The 19,885-nt window shown below is 60.7% G+C and carries 17 protein-coding genes; 14 read left to right on the top strand and 3 right to left on the bottom strand.

Going from position 1 to position 19,885, the window contains the following annotated elements:
* Nucleotides 1-18 precede the first annotated feature (18 nt).
* Nucleotides 19-1,998 carry a site-specific recombinase gene (locus tag K226_RS0102225; RefSeq protein WP_024813248.1) on the bottom strand — a complete coding sequence of 660 codons (1,980 nt, stop codon included), beginning with the start codon at nt 1,996-1,998 and terminating at the stop codon, nt 19-21.
* A complete protein-coding gene (apaG, locus tag K226_RS0102220; RefSeq protein WP_024813247.1) occupies nt 1,995-2,402 on the bottom strand; it encodes a Co2+/Mg2+ efflux protein ApaG in 408 nt (135 codons plus the stop codon). Before apaG ends, K226_RS0102225 begins: the two co-directional genes overlap by 4 nt.
* 29 nt (nt 2,403-2,431) lie before the next feature.
* Here apaG and rpe point away from each other — a divergent pair, with 29 nt between their 5' ends.
* On the top strand, nt 2,432-3,112 hold the full coding sequence (gene rpe, locus K226_RS0102215; protein WP_024813246.1) for a ribulose-phosphate 3-epimerase: 681 nt from the start codon (nt 2,432-2,434) through the stop codon (nt 3,110-3,112).
* A gap of 27 nt (nt 3,113-3,139) precedes the next feature.
* Here the strand turns inward: rpe and K226_RS0102210 are convergent, their stop codons facing one another.
* The gene (locus K226_RS0102210) at nt 3,140-3,628 is read right to left on the bottom strand and encodes a low molecular weight protein-tyrosine-phosphatase (RefSeq protein ID WP_024813245.1); all 489 of its coding nucleotides are present in this window, start codon (nt 3,626-3,628) and stop codon (nt 3,140-3,142) included.
* Between the two features lie 241 nt (nt 3,629-3,869).
* Here K226_RS0102210 and K226_RS0102205 point away from each other — a divergent pair, with 241 nt between their 5' ends.
* The 13 genes from K226_RS0102205 to K226_RS19265 all read left to right on the top strand — a co-directional run bounded on the left by K226_RS0102205 (nt 3,870) and on the right by K226_RS19265 (nt 19,885).
* On the top strand, nt 3,870-5,312 hold the full coding sequence (locus K226_RS0102205; RefSeq protein ID WP_024813244.1) for a mannose-1-phosphate guanylyltransferase/mannose-6-phosphate isomerase: 1,443 nt from the start codon (nt 3,870-3,872) through the stop codon (nt 5,310-5,312).
* A 35-nt stretch (nt 5,313-5,347) separates the two neighbouring features.
* A complete protein-coding gene (locus K226_RS0102200) occupies nt 5,348-6,346 on the top strand; it encodes an NAD-dependent epimerase (protein ID WP_024813243.1) in 999 nt (332 codons plus the stop codon).
* 226 nt (nt 6,347-6,572) lie between these two features.
* A complete protein-coding gene (locus K226_RS0102195; protein WP_024813242.1) occupies nt 6,573-7,220 on the top strand; it encodes an XrtA/PEP-CTERM system exopolysaccharide export protein in 648 nt (215 codons plus the stop codon).
* A gap of 60 nt (nt 7,221-7,280) precedes the next feature.
* Nucleotides 7,281-8,843 (top strand): XrtA system polysaccharide chain length determinant, encoded by a 1,563-nt coding sequence (locus tag K226_RS0102190; RefSeq protein ID WP_024813241.1) that lies wholly within the window; start codon nt 7,281-7,283, stop codon nt 8,841-8,843.
* 9 nt (nt 8,844-8,852) lie between these two features.
* On the top strand, nt 8,853-9,809 hold the full coding sequence (locus K226_RS0102185; protein WP_024813240.1) for an XrtA-associated tyrosine autokinase: 957 nt from the start codon (nt 8,853-8,855) through the stop codon (nt 9,807-9,809).
* Nucleotides 9,810-9,828: 19 nt separating this feature from the next.
* A complete protein-coding gene (locus K226_RS0102180; RefSeq protein ID WP_051463457.1) occupies nt 9,829-11,385 on the top strand; it encodes a TIGR03016 family PEP-CTERM system-associated outer membrane protein in 1,557 nt (518 codons plus the stop codon).
* Between the two features lie 3 nt (nt 11,386-11,388).
* A complete protein-coding gene (locus K226_RS0102175) occupies nt 11,389-12,513 on the top strand; it encodes an XrtA/PEP-CTERM system-associated ATPase (RefSeq protein ID WP_024813238.1) in 1,125 nt (374 codons plus the stop codon).
* Nucleotides 12,514-12,531: 18 nt separating this feature from the next.
* Nucleotides 12,532-13,398, top strand: coding sequence for an XrtA system polysaccharide deacetylase (locus K226_RS0102170; RefSeq protein WP_024813237.1), 867 nt, complete (start codon nt 12,532-12,534; stop codon nt 13,396-13,398).
* Complete coding sequence (locus tag K226_RS0102165; protein ID WP_024813236.1) at nt 13,391-14,446, top strand: FemAB family XrtA/PEP-CTERM system-associated protein; 1,056 nt, start codon at nt 13,391-13,393, stop codon at nt 14,444-14,446. The genes K226_RS0102170 and K226_RS0102165 overlap by 8 nt, the downstream gene beginning before the upstream one ends.
* Nucleotides 14,447-14,459: 13 nt before the next feature.
* Nucleotides 14,460-15,698: a TIGR03087 family PEP-CTERM/XrtA system glycosyltransferase gene (locus K226_RS0102160; RefSeq protein WP_051463456.1), complete on the top strand. Its 1,239-nt coding sequence runs from the start codon at nt 14,460-14,462 to the stop codon at nt 15,696-15,698.
* 10 nt (nt 15,699-15,708) lie between these two features.
* Nucleotides 15,709-17,286, top strand: a complete 1,578-nt coding sequence (gene xrtA / locus K226_RS0102155; protein WP_035240812.1) for an exosortase A — start codon at nt 15,709-15,711, stop codon at nt 17,284-17,286.
* 2 nt (nt 17,287-17,288) lie between these two features.
* Nucleotides 17,289-19,232: an XrtA/PEP-CTERM system amidotransferase gene (locus K226_RS0102150; protein ID WP_024813233.1), complete on the top strand. Its 1,944-nt coding sequence runs from the start codon at nt 17,289-17,291 to the stop codon at nt 19,230-19,232.
* The gene (locus K226_RS19265; protein WP_081739393.1) at nt 19,229-19,885 is read left to right on the top strand and encodes a glycosyltransferase; all 657 of its coding nucleotides are present in this window, start codon (nt 19,229-19,231) and stop codon (nt 19,883-19,885) included. Before K226_RS0102150 ends, K226_RS19265 begins: the two co-directional genes overlap by 4 nt.

Raw genomic sequence — 19,885 nt, 5'->3', positions numbered from 1 at the left:
AGGCCAGAAGCGCCTGAATCAGGCGGCCTGGCGTTCAGGCACGAAAAAGCTCAACGGCGCCTTGAGCAGGCGGTGCCGCATTGCTGCATAGATGCGAGAGCGGTCAACACCGCTCACGTTGTGGGCTCGCAATGCCAGGCGGAAAGCCATGTAAAAGCTTACTCCGACATTGAGGGCGCCCAGCAGGGGAATGGTGGCTACAGCCCACCAGAACGCACTCTGGTGAATGACGTCCCAGCCCAGCGCAGCCGTGGCCGCGCCCAACTGCCCTGAAGACAGTGTGACATGGCGCACGTCCAGCCCCAACCCGAAAAACCCTGCAAACGCCGGGACCAGGCCGAGCATGAAGCCCAGCGAGATGTTGGCGGCAAAGCCCGACAGGTTCTCGCGCAGAAAGTGCGCCCAGCGCGCCGCGCGTTCCTTGCCCAGCCGGGAGGTGATGCGCGGGTTGTAGCGCACGGCCGAGTCGAGCCGGTGCAGCACAAACCAGTTTTCGGTCCAGCCCGCGATGATGCTGGAGGCAAACAGCAGCACGCCCGTGAATGCTGCGAACAGCAGCGACGGCCCCAGGAGGTGCAGCGACTCCAGCACATGGCCGGCTTCTTTCGTGCTGATGGCGGGCGAGCCCTTGGCCCATGCAATCAGCAGCGCCAGGCCCAGAACCAGGGGGTACACCACCAGCACATTGCCCAGCACGGCTGCAACCTGTGAGCGCACCAGGTGGGCGACTTCATCGACAAACGACTCAATGGCCTCGCCCGAGGCCAGCTCCTTGAGCTTGGCCGCCATGGCGGGGGCGGTCATGGCCGGCTGTTTGGTGGCTACGGTGAAGTGCAGCAACTGCACCAGCACAAAGCTCAAGGCATAGTTCGCCCCCGCCCAGAAGCCGCCCCAGAATGCCGACAGCGCCATTGCGTAAAGGGCAAACTTGGCCAGCGTGGTGAAGGCCATCACGGCGCCGCCGCCAGCGGCTTTCTTCACCATGGAGCGGTATTCGACCGCCGTGCGCGTGATGTAGTGTTCGCCCGTCTCGGCGCTGCGCTCGGCCACTTTGGCGGCCAGCAGTGACGAGTTGGATGCCAGCAGCGCCCGCAGGCTGCGCCGCTCTTGCCCCACCTCTACCAGATGCGCCAGAAGGCGGGCCGCCGTGACGGCGGGCTGGGGGGACAGCAGGCAGTCGAGCAACTCGCGCACCCGCAGGATGCGCGCACGCAACTGGCGCAGCCGAAACACCAGGTCCACGGAAATTCCGTTGTCTTCAAAGTGCGTGTAAACGGTGGCAGCGGCGGCACGGCAGGCTTCCAGGCGCTCGCGCAGTCGCCGGGCTGCCTCCTGCAGCCGGTCGGGGGTGCGCAGCGCATGCAACACTTCCACGCGCAGGCTTTCCACATCACGGATCAGCGCATGAAAGGGTTGCGACTCGCGGGCCGATTCGCTCATGCGCAGGCGCAACCCCGGCGCAAAGCCGGTCGAGAGGATCTGCCCCGCGCAGTAGGTGATGGCGTCCAGCAGTGCGTGCTGCCAGCGCGATGCGCCCTGAGGGCTTTGCGGCGTCAGCAGGGCTACCAGCCGGTTCAGCGTGGCTTCGTCCAGTGCGCCGAGCCACTTTGCATCGAAAGCACTGGGCAGGGCCAGAACGAAGAGCTCCGATGCGTCAATGGTTTCGGGGCTGTGCGGCAGCAGCTTGTTGCGCAGTCGCTCTGCGGCTTCGCTGAGCAGTGCCGTGTCCTTGGCAAAGCCAAAATCAGCCAGCAGCGTGGTGATGTCTACCGACTCCACAAGGGTGGCCCACCAGGTTTGCAGCTGCCGCTGCACATCGGGGCGCGCCTCGACCGCTTCCAGAAACAGTTGGACCCGGGACGTGGAACCCGGTACCGAATCGCGCGCGCCACGCACCCAGTCGAGCAGGTCAATCAGCCATACATGGCGCTGCCCAAGTCCTGCGTGCGGGTCCAGGGCCGCCAGCAGCTCCGCCAAATCCGGGGCCGGCCGCTTCAATGCAGCACCCTTCCGTTCATGGGCTGACCCGAGGTTCCGGGGGCGGTCGCCTCCAGCACGAACAAGGGGATCGGGCTGCTGAATGGTTCGCCGTCTTCTGCCACGCAGTAAAACGTGCCGTGCATGGTGCCACTGGCGGTGCGCAGACCGCAACCGCTGGTGTACTGGAACGACTGGCCCGGTTTGAGCAAAGGCTGCTGGCCCACCACGCCCAGGCCTTTGACCTCTTCGGTGTGGCCCCGGGCGTCACTGATGATCCAGTGGCGCGAGATCAGCTGGGCGGGCGCTTCGCCTGCATTGGTGATGGTGATGGTGTAGGCAAAGCTGAAGACGCCAGAGTCCGGGGAGGACTGCTCCGGCAGGTACTCTGGCTGTACTTCCACATCAAACTGGTACTTGGGCATGGGCGAATGGTAACTGCGACAATCGGGCCATGAGCCGACCTTTTCGCATTGCCCCCTCGATCCTCTCAGCCGATTTCGCCCGCTTGGGCGAAGAAGTGCGCAGCGTCATTGCCGCCGGTGCCGACTGGATTCACTTCGACGTGATGGACAACCATTACGTACCCAACCTCACCTTTGGCCCCATGGTCTGCCAGGCCCTCAAGCCGCATGCCAAAACGGCTGCCGGCGTGGCGGTGCCCGTTGATGTGCACCTGATGATCCAGCCCGTGGACGCCCTGGCTGCCGCGTTTGCCGACGCGGGCGCCGACTACATCAGCTTTCACCCCGACGCCTCGGGCCATGTGCACCGCAGCATCCAGGCCATTCGCAGCAAGGGCGTCAAACCCGGCCTGGTGTTCAACCCGGCCGAACCGCTGGATGTGCTGGACTGGGTGATCGACGACATCGACCTCATCCTCATCATGAGCGTGAACCCCGGTTTTGGCGGCCAGAGCTTCATTGACTCGGCCCTGCGCAAGATCGAAGCCGTGCGCAAGCGCATCGACGCCTCGGGCAAGGACATCCGCCTGGAGGTGGATGGTGGCATCAAGGCCGACAACATCCGCCGTGTGGCCGATGCGGGTGCCGACACCTTTGTGGCGGGCAGCGCCATTTTTGGCAAACCCGATTACAAGGGTGTGGTGGACGCGATGCGCGCGCAGCTGGCCTGAGCGGGCCACTGGTCTTCGCCGCAGGGATCAACGGCCGGGGTTGAGCTCCCGCTGCACATGTGCCAGCAGCCCGTCGCAGGCATCTTCCAGCAGGTCCAGTACACGCTCGAACCCCTGCGCATTGCCGTAGTACGGGTCTGGCACCACGGGACTGCTGGTGCGCAGACAGAACTCTGTCATGCGCCGCAAACGATATTGCTGCTCTGGAGGGCAACGGCGGCGCAGTTCCGCCAGGTTGTCGTAGTCCATGGCCAGCACCAGATCGAAGGTGTGGAAATCGCCATCGGTGATCTGACGGGACCGCAGATCTGCCAGCGCATAGCCGCGTTGCCTGGCCTGAATTTGTGCGCGTGCGTCGGGGGGCTCGCCCCTGTGGGCGCTGTGGGTGCCGGCTGAATCGATGCGCACTTTGTCGGCCAGCCCGGCGCGCGCCACGCGCTGGCGAAACACGCCATGGGCCGTGGGGCTGCGGCAGATGTTGCTCATGCAGACGAAGAGAACAGAAAACTGGCGCATGTTCTAGAGGGCCGCCACGTCAGTCGGCAAGGGTGCGATTGTATGGACCGGTCTGCAAAGCGGGCCCGGCGTGCTGGGCTCGTTGCCTGTTCCATGGCAATTTTCCAGCATGATTGACGAGGCATATGCAATAAGATGGACAAGCAGTATGCCCTCCGGTGTGAAGTGCTGGTCTTCCAGTGGCGCCGGGTTGATCCAGTGTGGTATCGATGTCTGCAGACAAACGGGGAACAAGCAAACCATGTTGATCCAGCCGGTAGTGTTGTCGGGTGGTTCGGGCACACGCCTGTGGCCGCTGTCGCGGGAAAAATACCCAAAGCAATTGCTCGCACTCATGGGCGAGGACTCGCTGTTGCAAGCGACCCTGCGTCGGTTTGAGGGCGTTTCCGGCGCCGACAGCGCACCCCCGCTGGTGGTGTGCAACGAGGAATACCGTTTTGTGGTGGCAGAGCAATTGCGTCTGATCGGCAAGCAAGGCCGCATTGTGCTCGAGCCGATGGGCCGCAACACCGCGCCAGCGTTGACGCTCGCTGCAATGGCTGCACGTTCCGGCGGAGATGATCCGGTATTGCTGGTCATGCCTGCGGATCACGTAGTGGCTCAGCCTGAGGTATTCCAACAGGGCGTGTGCCATGCTGCCCGGCTGGCTCAGGATGGGGCCATCGTCACTTTCGGTATCACCCCGGACCGGCCCGAGACGGGCTACGGTTACATCCAGGCTGGCGCTACGCTGAATGAAGACGGTGCGCGCGCCATAGCCCGTTTTGTCGAAAAGCCCGACCTCGCTACGGCCGAAGGCTACCTGCAAGCGGGTGATTACCTCTGGAACAGTGGGCTGTTTGTGTTGCGCGCCTCGGTCTGGCTGAAAGCTCTGGAGCTCTGCCGTCCGGATATCCTGGCTGCCTGTGATGTGGCGTGGAAAAACGGCACATCGGACCTGTCGTTTCTCCGCGTGGACGCTGAGTCATTTGCTGCCTGCCCGAGTGATTCCATCGACTATGCCGTGATGGAGCGTTTGACCGGGGCGAAGGCGGTAGCAGGCCTGCCACCTGGCGTGGTGGTGCCGTTGTCGGCGGGCTGGTCTGATGTGGGTGCCTGGGACGCGCTTTGGCAAATCCTTCCCAAGGATGACGACGGCAATGTCGTGCAGGGACGTACCCTGATACAGGACTGCCGCAATACCTTGGCTCTGTCATCCGGGCGTCTCTTGGCATGCGTGGGTGTGCAGGGTTTGGTCGTCGTAGAAACACCCGACGCGGTGCTTGTGGCCGATCAGCGCCACACCCAGGATGTGAAAAAAATCGTTGATCGTCTTAAACGTGATGGTCGCACCGAGGGTATGGTGCACCGCAAGGTGTATCGACCCTGGGGCTGGTATGACGGTGTCGACGGAGGCGAGCGCTTCCAGGTCAAGCGCATCATGGTCAAGCCTGGCGGCAAGCTGTCGCTTCAGATGCACCATCACCGTGCCGAACACTGGATTGTTGTGCGTGGCACCGCCCGTGTGACCAAGGGCGACGAGGTGTTTCTTTTGTCTGAGAATCAGTCCACTTATATCCCTTTGGGGGTGACACACCGCCTGGAAAACCCCGGCCAGGTCAGCCTGGAGATGATCGAGGTACAGTCCGGCTCCTACTTGGGCGAGGACGACATCGTGCGGTTCGAAGACCTGTACGGGCGCTGATTTCCATATTGGCCCACCTGGCGGGAGCTGCCTTCATGAAGTCAGAGCGAAAGCCACAACACGTTCTTCTGACCGGCGCCGCCGGGTTCATTGGTAGCCACGTGGCCGGGCGCCTGCTGGAGCGCGGTGATCGGGTGATGGGCCTGGACAATCTCAGCGACTACTATGACCCCGCACTCAAACAGGCCAGGCTACAGCGGCTTGAAGGAGTGGCGAATTTTCGTCTTGTACAGCTCGATCTGGCCGACCGCACGGGAATGGCAGAGTTGTTCGCTGCCGAGCGTTTTGACAGCGTCATCCATCTCGCCGCCCAGGCCGGCGTGCGATACAGCATTACCCATCCCAATGCTTATTTCGATTCCAACCTGACCGGATTTGGCCATGTCCTCGAAGGCTGCCGCGCCCAAGGTGTCGCGCACCTTGTGTATGCCTCCAGTTCCAGCGTTTATGGCGGCAATACAAAAATGCCGTTTACTGAATCGGACGCCGTTGACCACCCTGTGAGCCTGTATGCCGCCACCAAGAAGGCCAACGAGCTCATGGCCCACACCTACAGTCACCTTTATGGATTCCCCACCACCGGGCTGCGCTTTTTTACAGTCTATGGCCCCTGGGGACGGCCTGACATGGCGTACCACCTCTTCACCCGTGCCATCCTGGCCGACGAGCCGATTTCGGTCTTCAACCACGGGGACATGCGGCGTGACTTCACCTATATAGACGACATCACGGAGGGCGTGCTGCGCGTACTGGATAAACCAGCCACTCCTGAACGCGTGGGCGCAGCCCCTTACCGGGTGTTCAACATTGGTAACTGCGACCCTGTTCAGCTGCTCGACTTCATTCGTTGCCTGGAAAGCGCGCTGGGCAAATCGGCCATCAAGAAGCTGCTTCCAATGCAGCCGGGGGATGTGCCGGCAACGTATGCCAGCACCCAAGCACTTCGGGAGTGGGTGGGTTTTGCACCGTCTACGCCGCTGGCTGAAGGAATAGAGAGTTTCGTACGTTGGTATCGGGAGTACTACGGCTGCTGAGTCTGCCTGTCCGCGGATGCGATGTGGTGCCCTCAGGCCTTTTCTCCTGGGTAGGTGGGCACGGTTTTTTGCCTTGACGAAACAGCGGTGCAGGCATTAAGTCGCACGCAGAGACAGATTTTGTGCAGCCAAAAATGCATTTACGTTTGACATTCGTTCGGGGTATGCTGCAACGAGGCTAGGTTGTTTTGGCTATAGCCGTGCAAACGATGTAAGGAGTTGCGCCATGCGGAAATACGTTTCGAGGCTCCTGGGCCTGGGCTCAATGGCTCGCGTTGTGGCAGCTGCGGCCTTGGCCTCTTCGGTGGTTGGCTGTGCGGGTATGCGGGGAGGGGACCATCCGGCTGCGCCAGCCAAAGCGTCCGCCCCAGACTACAACTACATCGTGGGGCCTGGAGATACGCTCAACATCATCGTATGGCGAAATCCCGAGTTGTCACAGGTCGTGCCGGTGCGCCCGGACGGTCAGGTGTCTACCCCCCTGGTTGACGGACTCGTCGCGCAAGGTAAAACGTCGGCGCAGATCGCTCGGGACGTAGAAAAAGAGTTGGGTAAATACGTGCGGGATCCGGTCGTCACCGTGATCGTTACTGGCTTCGTTGGCCCCTACAGTGAGCAGATCCGTGTGGTGGGTGAAGCGGCCAAACCGCAGTTCCTTCCCTACAAGCAAAAAATGACAGTACTGGATGTGATGATTGCGGTAGGTGGATTGACTGATTTTGCCGATGGCAACAGCGCCACGCTCGTACGCGCGGCCGAGGGCAACAAGCGTTACACCGTACGCCTGAATGATCTGGTCAAGCGCGGTGATATCGACGCCAATGTGGAAGTGCTTCCTGGCGATATTCTCATCATCCCTCAAGGGTGGTTCTGACTTGCCTGAGCAAGGATTGGCGGCTGACAGGCGCCCAGTGGACTTGTTGAGGGGGAACGAATGGATGAGTTTCTAGGCCAGATCACCACAACCGTCCGCGGCATGTGGAGCTATCGTCGTCTGGCCATGCTGATCACATGGCTGGTAGCTGCCGTGGGCGTGGGTGTGGTGCTCATGATGCCGGATCACTACCAGGCATCGGCGCGTGTGTTTGTAGACACGCAGTCCATTCTGCGTCCGCTCATGACCGGCATTGCTGTACAGCCGAACATCGAGCAGCAGGTTGCCATGCTCAGCCGTACGCTGCTTAGTCGACCTACGGTGGAGCGGCTGGTTCGCACCGTCGATCTGGATCTCGGTGCGCATTCCAAGGCTGCAAAAGATGCGGTGGTCGATGCCGTGACCAAGTCCATCAGCATCCAGACCACCGGGCGCGACAATCTCTATACGTTGTCCTATCGCGACCAGAATCCTGAGAGGGCGCAGCGTGTCGTGCAGGCTCTGCTGACCATCTTTGTCGAATCCAGTTTGGGTGCATCGCGCCAGGATTCAGACAGTGCGCGTCGCTTCCTTGATGAACAGATCAAGAGCTACGAGGCCAAACTCACAGACGCCGAGGGCCGCCTCAAGGCGTTCAAGTTGCGAAACATTGAGTTGCAATCCCAAAGCGGCCTGGACTCGGCGGGACGGGCCGCCGAAATCGGCAACCTTCTAAGTCAGGCCCGGCTGGAGCTGCGCGAAGCTGAAAGTGCGCGGGCGGCGGCGAGTCGTCAGTTGGAGATGCTTCGCGCGCAAACTGAACAGTCTCTCATCGGGTCTGCAGTCGGTATACAGACGCCTGAGCTGGATGCGCGCCTTTATGAGCAGAAGCGCAATCTTGATACGCTGCTACAGCGCTACACCGACGAGCACCCGGATGTGGTCAACACGCGCAGATTGATCGCAGAACTTGAAGCTCAGAAGCGCCGCGAAATAGACGAGCTGCGGCGCAAGGCCAAGGCTGCGCCCGGTGGGCCCGCCGTGGAGGCCAATCCGGCAGTATTGGAGCTCAATCGCATTTATTCTGCAGCTGAAGTTCAAGTGGCGTCACTGCGCGCGCGCGTCGTTGAATATGAGTCGCGTGCCAACCGTGTGCAGGAACAACTCAAGGTGGCCCCGCAGCTGGAGGCTGAGTTGGCGCAGCTGAATCGGGACTATCAGATCAACCAGAAAAACTATGCCGATCTGGTGTCCCGCCGTGAATCGGCCATGATGTCGGGGCAATTGGAAAACACGTCCAGTGTGGCTGAATTTCGAGTCATCGACCCGCCGCGCGTGTCGCCCAAGCCAGTGGCTCCCAACCGGGTTCTATTGATGCCAATGACCTTGCTGGCAGCTTTGGGCGCAGGGCTTGGAATGGCGTTTCTCATGAGCCAGATCAGGCCGGTTTTCTTCGATGGTGCGGCCTTGCGCCAATTGACCCAACTGCCGTTGCTGGGGGTGGTGGATTTAATCCCCAGTAATGCGTTTCGTCAGCGTGAATCGAGAAGCTTTAAGCGATTCATCGCGGCCTTGCTTGCACTCGTTCTGCTCTATGCGGGTGGAATGTTAGCGCTGTCCTACTTCTCGGGCCTTCTTGGGTGACATGCCATCATGACAAGTTCCATTGAAAAAGCGGCGCAGCGGCTTGAACAATTGCGAAAAGCGGGTGTGCCTGTGTCGGGTAATGTGGTGCGGCATGAAGAAATCCCTGCTCCGAGCGCCGAGCAGCAATCAGCCAAATTTTCACCGGCAGAAGATGTTGTCATCGATGTGCAGCGGGGCGTGCCAGCTTCCAAAAGCGTGCACATTGATTTGACGGCATTGGCTGCGGCTGGATTTGTTACTCCCAATGCGCCCCGCTCCGCCACGACAGACCAGTTTCGTGTCATCAAACGGCCACTGCTGGAAAATGCAACGGGCAAAGGCGCCTCGCTGGTAGCCAATGGCAACCTCATCATGGTGACCAGTTCGTTACCCGGGGAGGGCAAGACCTTCACGGCGATCAACCTGGCCATGAGTCTGGCAATGGAGCTGAACCATACGGTGATGCTCGTTGATGCCGATGTTGCACGCCAGTCCATCATGAAAACACTGGGCCTGCCCCCGGCACCCGGCTTGCTGGACTTGTTGTTGGACGACAAGATCGGCTTGCCTGACGTACTGTTGCGCACCAATATAGATAATTTCACTCTGTTGCCAACGGGCCTTCCGAACCCGCGTGCGACGGAATTGCTGGCCAGCGATGCCATGGTCGCACTGCTCAATGACATGGGCAAGCGCTACAGCGACCGCATCATCATTTTCGATTCACCCCCATTGCTGCTGACCACGGAAGCGCGGGTTTTGGCCAGTCACATGGGCCAGGTTGTCATCGTCGTGCAGGCTGAAAAAACGCTGCAGTCGCAAGTTCAGCATGCCCTGTCCACCATCGAGGCTTGCCCTATCAGGCTCATGGTGCTCAACCAGGCGCGTAGCCGTGGCCTGGGTGCTTATGGCTATGGGTATGGCTACGGCTATGGCTACGATCGATTAGTGGGCGAGTCCAGCATGGCTACTGCCGCGGCGTGACGGAAATAGGAGTGTTCGCGTGAACCGCCCTTATCGCTACACCGCAAGTCCTCCCTTGGTTCGCTGGGCATCACTCGCTTTGGCAGCCGCTCCAGCGTTTCTTTCTGGCACCGTCACCGCACAACAAGAAGATGTGCAGGCAGCAACAAGTCAACCCAGCGTGGTATTCGAGCCGCGTGTTTCTGTGCAGCACACCATTACCAATAATGCACGGCTCGATGCAACCGGTGACAGTGATCAGGTGACAGAGGTGATCCCAGGTTTTCAGCTGATCAGCAACACGGCACGTGTCAAAGGGTTTGTTGATTACTCACTGCACGACACCTATTACGCACGGGAGTCAAGGTTTAATCAGATTCGGCACAACCTGAATGCCAACGCGGTCGTCGAAGCGATCGAGCAGTGGGCCTTTTTCGATGTGGCCGCCGTCGTCGCTTCGCAGCCTATATCGGCCTTCGGCCCACCGGTGGATGGTTACCCTGCCAATCCCAATGCTTCGCAGACGTCGAGCTTTCGACTTTCTCCTTACCTGCGAGGCCGCATTGGAGCGGTGGTGGATTACGAGGCGCGTTACAGCGTGCAAGATACCCGCACCAAGGCAGACAGTCGATCTGATGTCACTACGCAAGACTGGCTCTTGCATCTGGGTAGCCGAGAAAGCGGGAAAATCCTGGGCTGGGCCGTAGATGCCAGCAACCAGGTCGCCGATTATTCACTCGGTCGGAGTATTGAAACCACTGCGGTGCGTGCGCGGGTGAATATTGCGATGACGCCGCAGTTGGTTGTTACGGGGATTGGCGGAACCGAAACCACCAACCAGATGTCGCCCACACGCGAGTCTCACAGCATTGCAGGGTTCGGTGCTACGTGGCAGCCATCGGAGCGGTCCCGACTGTCTTTCGAACGCGAGAGCCGCTATTTTGGCGAAGCCCACAATGCATCACTGGAGCATCGCACTGGGCGCACTGTCTGGCGCTACACCGATGTCAAGGTCATTTCCAATGGGTTGGACGCACAGTCGGCGTCGCTGGGGTCGCTGTTCGACCTGCTTGACGGCTTCTACGCACAGCTTGAGCCTGATGCCATCCGCCGCACACAGCTCGTTCTGGCAGAGATTGAGCGCCTGGGGCTGCCCGCCAACGTACAGGTTTTTCCTGATTTTCTCCGGTCATCGAGCACCTTGCAGCGGGTGCAACAACTCTCGCTGGCGCTGTTGGGGCAGCGCAGTACCGTGACGCTGGCCGTTTCGCGTTCAGATAGCCGCTCTATTGGTGGTGCGCTCCAGTTGGGCGATGATTTCGATACCAACTCCCGCATTCGTCAGCGAGGGTGGAGTTTGTGGCTTGCCCATCGCCTTACACCGAATTCTTCGATCCATGCAAATTGGGGCGAACAGCGCAGCGTAGGTACTTTTCCAGGGCTGGAGACCCGTGTGCGCTCACTTGTCTTGGGCTGGAATGTGCTGTTGGCCCGTCGCACCAGTGGCGGTATCCAGATACGCCGCGTGCGGTCCGATGGCCTCGCCAGTCCTTATAGCGAATCGGCCATCGTTGGGACCATCACACACAGGTTCTGATCCATGTACGAAGCGTTTTATGGGTTGAGCAGCAAACCCTTCCAACTCAATCCCGATCCCAGCTTCTATTTCAGTAGCAAGCAGCACCAGCGCGCACGCGCGTATCTAGAGTACGGCGTGATGCGTTGCGAAGGATTCATTGTGATTACGGGCGAGGTGGGGGCGGGCAAGACGACGATTGTGCGCGGCCTGATCGAAAGTCTGGACCCAGGCACCGTTGTCGCCGCCCATCTGGTGAGCACGCAGTTGGGTGCCGAAGACACGCTGCGACTGGTGGGGGCCGCATTCGGCGTCCATGTGCATGGTGTTTCCAAAGGTGACCTGTTGCTGGCACTGGAAGCGTTCTTCGTCACCCAGACGCTGCAAGGAAAGCGTTGCCTGCTAATCGTCGACGAAGCGCAGAATCTTCAGCAGCAGGCGGTGGAAGAGCTGCGCATGCTGTCCAACTTCCAGAGTGGCCAGAACGCACTGCTGCAGACTTTTCTGGTTGGCCAACCCGAGTTTCGGGAAATCCTGCAAAGCCCCAGCATGCTGCAACTGCGTCAGCGTGTCACCGCCACTTGCCATCTCGGTCCCCTGGAGGCAGATGAAACCCGCGAGTACATCCTGCATCGCTTGAAATGTGCGGGTGCCCGCGAAAAGCCCACCTTCGATCCAGAAATATTCGACTGCGTCCACCAATACACAGGCGGAATTCCCCGGCGCGTCAACACCTTGTTTGACCGGATCCTTTTGCAGGGATTTCTGACGGACAGGACACACATTGACCTGGAACTGGTCAGCGACATCATTCACGAAGTTCAATCTGAAATGCGTGTGCCGCCCAAGGCAGCCTATCCTTGGGAAATACCTTTGTATGCGGCTGCGCAAGGTTCGCATTACGAGGGGCTGGTCGATGGCGATTTGGCGTTGGGGCCGTTGGATCTGGATTTGAATCTGGATTGCGCTCTGGCAGACAGCATGTCCGGGCATCTCGCGCAAGTTTCGGCCGAGCAACTGAGTGCCCGTTTGCTTCGTATCGAGCGCAGCGTTCTGCGCCAGGAGCGCGTGACCCTCGAAATCTTGATGAATCTGCAAAAGCTGGTGGCCGCAAGTCGGCGCCCGCGTGCCGATAGTGCCGCTGGCTAGAGCCGGGAGTCCATCGCCATGCGCAGCACGCCCTCCATCACCAACGCGCTGACCATTGACGTGGAGGATTACTTCCAGGTATCGGCTTTCGCCCCCTACATTGAACGCAGTGCGTGGGATTCGCGCGAATGCCGGGTGGAGCGCAACGTCGAGCGCATCCTGGCCATGCTGCAAGAGAACAAAACCCACGCCACCTTCTTCACATTGGGCTGGATCGCCGAGCGGTATCCGGCGTTGGTGCGCCGCATCGTGGACGGTGGTCATGAGCTGGCCAGCCATGGCTACGGTCATGAGCGTGTGAGTGACTTGTCGGAGGCCGCGTTCTTCAACGACATTCACCGTGCCAAAGCCCTGCTGGAAGACATCGCCGGTACTTGCGTGCACGGTTACCGTGCCCCCAGCTTCTCTATCGGTGCAGGCAATTTGTGGGCGCTGGATGCGCTGCAGCGCGCAGGCTACCGCTACAGCTCCAGCATTTACCCCATCCAGCACGACCACTACGGCATGCCGGATGCCCCCCGTTTTGCCCACCAGATACGCGACGGATTGATCGAGGTGCCACCGACCACCCTGCGTATGTTCAACCGCAACTTGCCGTCCAGCGGGGGAGGCTACTTTCGCCTTTTTCCCTATGCGCTGTCGCGCTGGATGCTGCGCCAGGTGAATCGCCAAGACAGCTCACCTGCCGTTTTTTACTTTCATCCCTGGGAAATGGATGTCGGACAGCCGCGCGTTCAGGGCATTGGTTTCAAGACCCGCTTCAGGCATTACGTGAACATCGGTCGCATGGAACAGCGGCTGGGGCACCTGCTGAGGGACTTTCAATGGGGCCGCATGGACCATATTTTTCTGTCCCCGCATTCAAAAGAGGTGGCCCGTGTCTGAAGTTGCCTCCACGCTCGCCGTTCGCCGGCTGGATGTGCACAACGCAGCCGACGCAGCGCGGTGGGACGCTTTTGTGCTGGGCTGTCCGCACGCCACTTTTTTCCATCGGGCGGGCTGGCAGGTATTGATCCGCGAGGTGTTCCATCACGACACTTACTTTCTCTATGCCGAGAGCGGTGGAAGCATCCTGGGCGTGTTGCCGCTGGGGCATGTCAAAAGCCGCTTGTTTGGCAATGCCCTCACCAGCTTGCCTTTTTCCGTGTACGGAGGCGTTGCAGCGCTGGACGAAGATGCTGCCGTGGCGTTGGAGCACGAGGCCGAGCTGCTGGCGCAGCGCCTGGGTGTGGACCACCTGGAGTTGCGCCATGTGCAGCGCCGCCACGCCGACTGGCCACTGCAAGACCTCTATGTGACGTTCCGCAAACAGATCGCGCCGAAAGAAGAGGACAACCTGCTCGCCATCCCGCGCAAGCAGCGCGCCATGGTGCGAAAAGGCATCAAGAACGGGCTCACATCCCACATCGATACCACGGTCGACCGCTTCTTCGCGCTGTATGCCGACAACGTGCACAGGCATGGCACGCCAGCCCTTCCCAGGGCCTATTTCAAAGGGCTGTGTCGGGTCTTCGGGCCTGACTGTGAAGTGCTCACCATTTGCGCGCCCGATGGGCGCTGCATCAGCAGCGTGCTGAGTTTCTATTTCCGTGACGAAGTGCTGCCCTACTATGCCGGCGATGACGAGGCCGCACGGGAACTGGCGGCCAACGACTTCAAGTACTGGGAGCTCATGCGCCTGGCCTGCGCCCGAGGCATGAGGGTGTTCGACTATGGACGCAGCAAGCAGGGCACAGGCTCGTATGCGTTCAAGAAGAACTGGGGCTTTGAGCCCACGCCCTTGCACTATGAATTCCGGCTGTACAAATGCGACAGCGTGCCGCAGAACAACCCCGCGAATGCCAAGTACCGCCTGCTGATCGCCGCCTGGAAGCGCATGCCCATCGGACTGGCCAATTGGCTCGGGCCCAAAATTGTGCGCAACCTTGGCTGAGTGCTACCAACGCATGACTGCCATGAGCAATATTCTCTACCTGGTGCACAGACTGCCGTACCCCCCGAACAAGGGTGACAAGGTGCGTTCATACCACCTGCTGCGCCACTTGCAGCAGCGCCACCGGGTGTTTCTTGGTACCTTCATCGACGACCCGGACGATGCGCAACATTTGCCCACACTCCAGGCCCTGTGTCCCGACCTGCACGTGGAGCGCATCCACTCACGCAGCGCCAAAGTCAAGAGCCTCCGCGGTCTCCTGGCGGGTGAGGCGCTCACGCTGGCCTACTACCGCAACGCTGGGATGCGGCGCTGGGTCGAGCAGATAAAGGCGGAATACAGCTTGCAGGCATGCGTGGTTTTTTCCTCGGCTATGGCGCAGTACGCGCAGCCGCTTTTGCCGCAGGTGCCCATGCTGGTGGACTTTGTCGATGTGGATTCTGCAAAATGGACCCAGTACGCACCCGCACACCGCTGGCCCTTGTCCCTGCTGTATCGCCTGGAGGGAAGGCGTTTGCTCGCATACGAGCGCGCAATGGCCACATTGGCGCGCCGTTCGTACTTCGTTACGCCCAACGAAACCGCCTTGTTCTTGTCGCAGGCGCCGGAATGTCAGGGGCGCGTGCAGTCGATGGGTAACGGGGTGGATGCCGATTTTTTCGTACCAAACCCTCTGCGGCTCAACCCCTTCGAAGCCGGAGAGCAGGCCGTAGTGTTCACCGGTGCCATGGACTACTGGCCCAACATTGACGGTGTCAGTTGGTTCGCGGCCGATGTGCTTCCGCTCTTGCGCACCCGCTGGCCGCTGGCACGCTTTTATATCGTGGGTCGCAGCCCTTCGTCTCAGGTCCAGGCGCTGGCTGGCGCGCATGTGGTGGTAACCGGGACCGTGCCCGACGTGCGGCCCTATCTGCAATACGCCAGCGCCGTGGTGGCGCCCTTGCGTGTGGCGCGTGGTATCCAAAACAAGATTCTGGAAGCCATGGCCATGCAACAGCCAGTGGTTACCGGCAGTAGCTGTGCCGACGCCATCGGCGCCACCGTGGGTCAGGGGCTGTTGCGTGCAGACACGCCGGAAGAGTTTGTTGAAGCCCTGAAGCCGCTGCTGGAGTCGCCCTACAACGCAGCAGCATTGGGTCAACAGGCTCGTCGCTACGTCGAGCAGGAATGCAGCTGGCAAGCGCATCTGAGCGGCATCGACAGTTGCCTTGGAAGCCTGCGTGCCAAGCCCCCTCAGGAAGTCGTGGCATGAGGGTGTCAACATGACAGGCCGCCTCCAACGTCTCCCCGCCTATTGGCGCAGGCCCCTGGGTGCATTGGTACTTCTGCTTGCAGTCATTTTGGTCGCGTACTGGCATACGGCCTGGAGCATGGCGATGATCTGGGCGCGCTCCGACACCTACGCGCACGGCTTCGTGGTGCCCATCATTTCGCTGTGGCTGGTGTGGCGCCAGCGCGCGGTTCTGGCGCCCATGGTTCCCCGCCCGGGCCGCCTGGCGTGGGTGCTTATGGCGGGCGCTACGGCGCTCTGGCTGGCTGGCGATCTGGTGGCTGTGAATGCTGCTACTCAGCTTGCGCTGATAACGTTGATCGTGTTGTCTGTGCCTGCCGTGCTCGGTTGGCGCGTGGCCAAGGCGCTGGCTTTTCCTTTGGCTTTTCTGTTTTTTGCCGTACCGATCGGCGACTTTTTGCTGCCCCGTTTGATGGAGTGGACCGCCGACTTCACCGTGATGGCGCTGCGTGCGAGCGGCATCCCGGTGTATCGCGAAGGCCTGCAATTCATCATCCCTTCGGGCACATGGTCGGTCGTAGAGGCGTGCAGTGGAATTCGCTACCTCATCGCGTCCGTAACGGTAGGCTGCCTTTTCGCGTATCTCAGCTACCAAAGCACGCGCAAGCGCATGGTGTTCATTGGTGTGGCCATCCTGGTGCCGCTGGTGGCCAACTGGATGCGCGCGTACATGATCGTCATGCTGGGGCATTATTCCGGCAATACCATCGCCACGGGTGTGGATCACCTCGTGTACGGATGGTTGTTTTTCGGGATCGTCATCGGCGTGATGTTCCTCATCGGCGCGCGCTGGGTAGACCCACTTCCGCCACCGTCCAAGAAGGTAATTCCTGGTGGTTCGACTGCTGAAAACGCTCCGTTTCGAACACCTTGGCTTGCGTTGGCGCTCGTCTTTTTCGTGGTGCTGGCGCCGCATGGTGCGCTGGCTGTCATGGACTTTGGCACGCAGACACGGCCTGTGCAAGTGGTCGAGCCCATGGTTGCGGCCCCCTGGCATGCCACGTCCACGCCGCCCAGCACCTGGCGGCCGGCTTTTGAATATGCCTCTGACACGCTGGACGCCGGTCTGATTGACGGTCAGGGCCAGCCGCTGGGACTGCACGTCAGCTATTACCGCCAGCAAAACTATCAGCGAAAGCTGGTCAGTTCAGAGAACGTGCTGGTCAAAAGCCAAGACCCAATCTGGACGCGGGCGGCCAATGGTTCTGCCGATGCGCGGCTGCAGGGCCGGTCCCTGCGTATGGACACCGCCGTGCTGCGTCAGCGTCAGCACACGCCCAGCACGGGCAACGTCGGCCAGCGCCTGTTGGTGTGGCGCTTCTATTGGGTTCATGGCGCCTTCACCGCCAGCGACTACGCGGGCAAGATACAAGGTGCTCTGGGCCGCATCAGCGGGTGGGGCGACGACGGGGCGCACATTGTGATCTACGCACCGTTGTCCGACACCAAGGAGTCTGAGGTGGAAGCTTCGGCGCGGCTGCAGTCCTATCTGGACGGCCAGGGCGACGCACTGGTGGCGGCGCTCAGGCAGACGCGAGGGCGCGACTGACCATGTGTGGCATATCCGGTCTTTTCGATACGCAGGGTTCGCGCGCCTACTCGCGTGATCTGATTTCGCGCATCAACAATGTCCAGGCCCACCGCGGGCCGGATGAGGACGATGTGCACCTGGAGCCCGGTCTGGCGCTGGGGCATCGGCGCCTTTCCGTCATCGACCTGGCCACCGGCAAGCAGCCCTTGTTCAATGAAAACGGTACCGTGGGCATTGTCTTCAACGGCGAGATTTACAACTACCGCGAGCTGATGTCCGAACTCAAGGCTTTGGGCTATCGCTTCAGGACGCGCAGCGATACCGAAGTGATCGTGCATGCCTGGCAAGCCTGGGGCGAGGCCTGCTTGCACCGACTGAGGGGCATGTTCGCCTTTGCCTTGTGGGACCGCAACCAGCAAACCCTGTTCCTTGCGCGCGACCGCATGGGTGTCAAGCCCATGCACTACACGTGGTTGCCCGACGGTAGCTTCGTTTTTGGCTCCGAACTCAAAGTGCTCACTGCACACCCGGGCTTTGTGCGCGACATTGACCCGCTTGCGGTGGAAGACTATTTCTCGTTCGGCTACGTTCCCGATCCCCGTTGCATCTACCGCCACGCCCACAAGCTGCCTGCGGCCCACTGCCTCACCCTGCGCCGGGGCGACTCTGCCCAGGCCCAGCCGGCGCCCTATTGGGATGTGCACTTCAGTAATGACAACCCCATCGGCCTGGCCGATGCACAAGTCGAACTGCGTGAGCGGGTGAAAGAGTCGGTGCGACTGCGCATGATCGCGGATGTGCCACTGGGGGCATTCCTCTCCGGCGGGGTGGACTCCAGCGCCGTGGTGGCCACTATGGCCGGTCTGTCAGACTCGCCCGTTCACACCTGTGCCATTGGTTTCGATGACCCGCGTTTCAATGAATCCGCCTTTGCTCAGCAGGTGGCGGAACGTTATCACACCGACCACAAGCTCGAAGTCGTCAGAAGCGACGACTTCGATCTCATCGACACGCTGGCAAGGCTTTACGACGAACCTTTCGCTGACAGCTCGGCCATACCCACCTATCGCGTCTGCCAGATGGCGCGCAAGCATGTCACCGTGGCGCTGTCCGGCGACGGCGGCGACGAGAGTCTGGGCGGGTACCGGCGCTACCGCATGCACCAGGGCGAAGAGGCTCTGCGCAATTGCCTGCCGCATGGTTTGCGCCGCCCGCTGTTTGGTGCGCTAGGGCAGATGTACCCCAAGGCAGACTGGGCGCCGCGTCCGTTGCGGGCCAAGACCACCTTGCAGGCTTTGGCTATGGACAGCGTGCAGGCCTACCACCACAGCATGTCGCATCTGTTGGCCGACCAGCGCCAGGTGTTGTTTTCCGCGGCATTCCAACGCTGCCTGGGAGGCTACAGCTCGCTCAATGTGTTCCGGCAGTACGCTCTTCAGACAGAGATCGACGACCCGCTGGCCCTGATCCAGTATTTAGACTACAAAACTTGGCTGGTCGGCGACATCAACACCAAGGTGGATCGCGCCAGCATGGCGCACTCGCTCGAAGTGCGGGAGCCGCTGATGGATCACCAACTCGTGGAATGGCTGGCTACGCTGCCCAGCGACCTGAAGATCCGAGGAGGGGAGGGCAAATATGTACTTAAGAAGGCATTCGAGCCCTTGCTACCGCGCGAAGTCCTGTACCGGCCGAAGATGGGGTTTTCGGTGCCATTGGCCAGTTGGTTGCGAGGTCCGCTTGCGCAACGCTTGAAGGAGTCCGTGCTGAGCCCGCGCATGTTGGCATCGGGCTACTTCAACGCCGGAACGCTGAAAACCCTCGTCCACCAACACCTTGGTGCGCATCACGACCATTCGACGGCTTTGTGGATGCTCATCATGTTCGATGCGTTTTTGCGGCAAGCGATGGAGCCGGTCCGTCCTGTTGTACCCGCAGCCCTCACCGAATGGGCCACCCCATGAGTAGCCCACGGCGCCGCCGGCGCATCGTTCATGTGGTGCTTTCGCTCACCACCATCAGCGATTTCAAATATCGCATCACCCAGCCCGACGTGTGCTTCATAGAGCTGCAAAAGCCACCGGGTCACGCCGTGCCGCTTTACCCGCGCATCGTTCAGCCGCTACGTGACTTCAAGGCCGACGCAGTGCTCAGCTGCAATCTGGCCGCGCTGGAGATCACGCCACTGGCGTGGCAGGCACGTGTGCCGCTACGCATTCATACCGAGCACGGCTGGGACGCACACGACCCGGCGGGCCAGAATCTGCGCTACCAGCGCCTGCGCAAGCTACCCAAGCCTTTCGTCAGCCACTACCTAGCAGTATCGAAAGACTTGGATGAATGCTTAGCACACGCCATCGGAGTGCCAGGGACACCCGATGTGGTGGAGGACAGCGTCACAGGGCTGCTCGTTCCTTCTGGCGGCACCAATGCGATGGCGCAAGCTTTGTGGAGTCTGTACACGGACGCGGCCAGAGGCTGTTCTTTTGCCCAATCAGCGCGTCGACGGGCGTTGAAAAATTTTGGGATGGATGCGATGGTGCATTCCTGCGAACGGCTGTTTTTCGGTCAGCAGAGGGGTGAGTCGGATCGCAGCGTTCCAGGTTGCTCCGGGTAA

This window comes from Acidovorax sp. JHL-3, assembly GCF_000526295.1.
GTDB classification, from domain to species: Bacteria; Pseudomonadota; Gammaproteobacteria; order Burkholderiales; family Burkholderiaceae_C; genus Acidovorax; species Acidovorax defluvii.
Note: the sequence above shows the minus strand (reverse complement) of the source record. Positions and strands in the feature narration are given on the sequence as shown.

What these genes read in the sequence shown, in the direction of transcription:
- apaG (WP_024813247.1), bottom strand. Translation starts at nt 2,402, where the DNA reads ATGCCCAAGTACCAGTTTGATGTGGAAGTACAGCCAGAGTACCTGCCG.
- rpe (WP_024813246.1), top strand. Translation starts at nt 2,432, where the DNA reads ATGAGCCGACCTTTTCGCATTGCCCCCTCGATCCTCTCAGCCGATTTC.
- K226_RS0102210 (WP_024813245.1), bottom strand. Translation starts at nt 3,628, where the DNA reads ATGCGCCAGTTTTCTGTTCTCTTCGTCTGCATGAGCAACATCTGCCGC.
- K226_RS0102205 (WP_024813244.1), top strand. Translation starts at nt 3,870, where the DNA reads ATGTTGATCCAGCCGGTAGTGTTGTCGGGTGGTTCGGGCACACGCCTG.
- K226_RS0102200 (WP_024813243.1), top strand. Translation starts at nt 5,348, where the DNA reads ATGAAGTCAGAGCGAAAGCCACAACACGTTCTTCTGACCGGCGCCGCC.
- K226_RS0102195 (WP_024813242.1), top strand. Translation starts at nt 6,573, where the DNA reads ATGCGGAAATACGTTTCGAGGCTCCTGGGCCTGGGCTCAATGGCTCGC.
- K226_RS0102190 (WP_024813241.1), top strand. Translation starts at nt 7,281, where the DNA reads ATGGATGAGTTTCTAGGCCAGATCACCACAACCGTCCGCGGCATGTGG.
- K226_RS0102185 (WP_024813240.1), top strand. Translation starts at nt 8,853, where the DNA reads ATGACAAGTTCCATTGAAAAAGCGGCGCAGCGGCTTGAACAATTGCGA.
- K226_RS0102175 (WP_024813238.1), top strand. Translation starts at nt 11,389, where the DNA reads ATGTACGAAGCGTTTTATGGGTTGAGCAGCAAACCCTTCCAACTCAAT.
- K226_RS0102170 (WP_024813237.1), top strand. Translation starts at nt 12,532, where the DNA reads ATGCGCAGCACGCCCTCCATCACCAACGCGCTGACCATTGACGTGGAG.
- K226_RS0102160 (WP_051463456.1), top strand. Translation starts at nt 14,460, where the DNA reads ATGACTGCCATGAGCAATATTCTCTACCTGGTGCACAGACTGCCGTAC.
- xrtA (WP_035240812.1), top strand. Translation starts at nt 15,709, where the DNA reads ATGACAGGCCGCCTCCAACGTCTCCCCGCCTATTGGCGCAGGCCCCTG.
- K226_RS0102150 (WP_024813233.1), top strand. Translation starts at nt 17,289, where the DNA reads ATGTGTGGCATATCCGGTCTTTTCGATACGCAGGGTTCGCGCGCCTAC.
- K226_RS19265 (WP_081739393.1), top strand. Translation starts at nt 19,229, where the DNA reads ATGAGTAGCCCACGGCGCCGCCGGCGCATCGTTCATGTGGTGCTTTCG.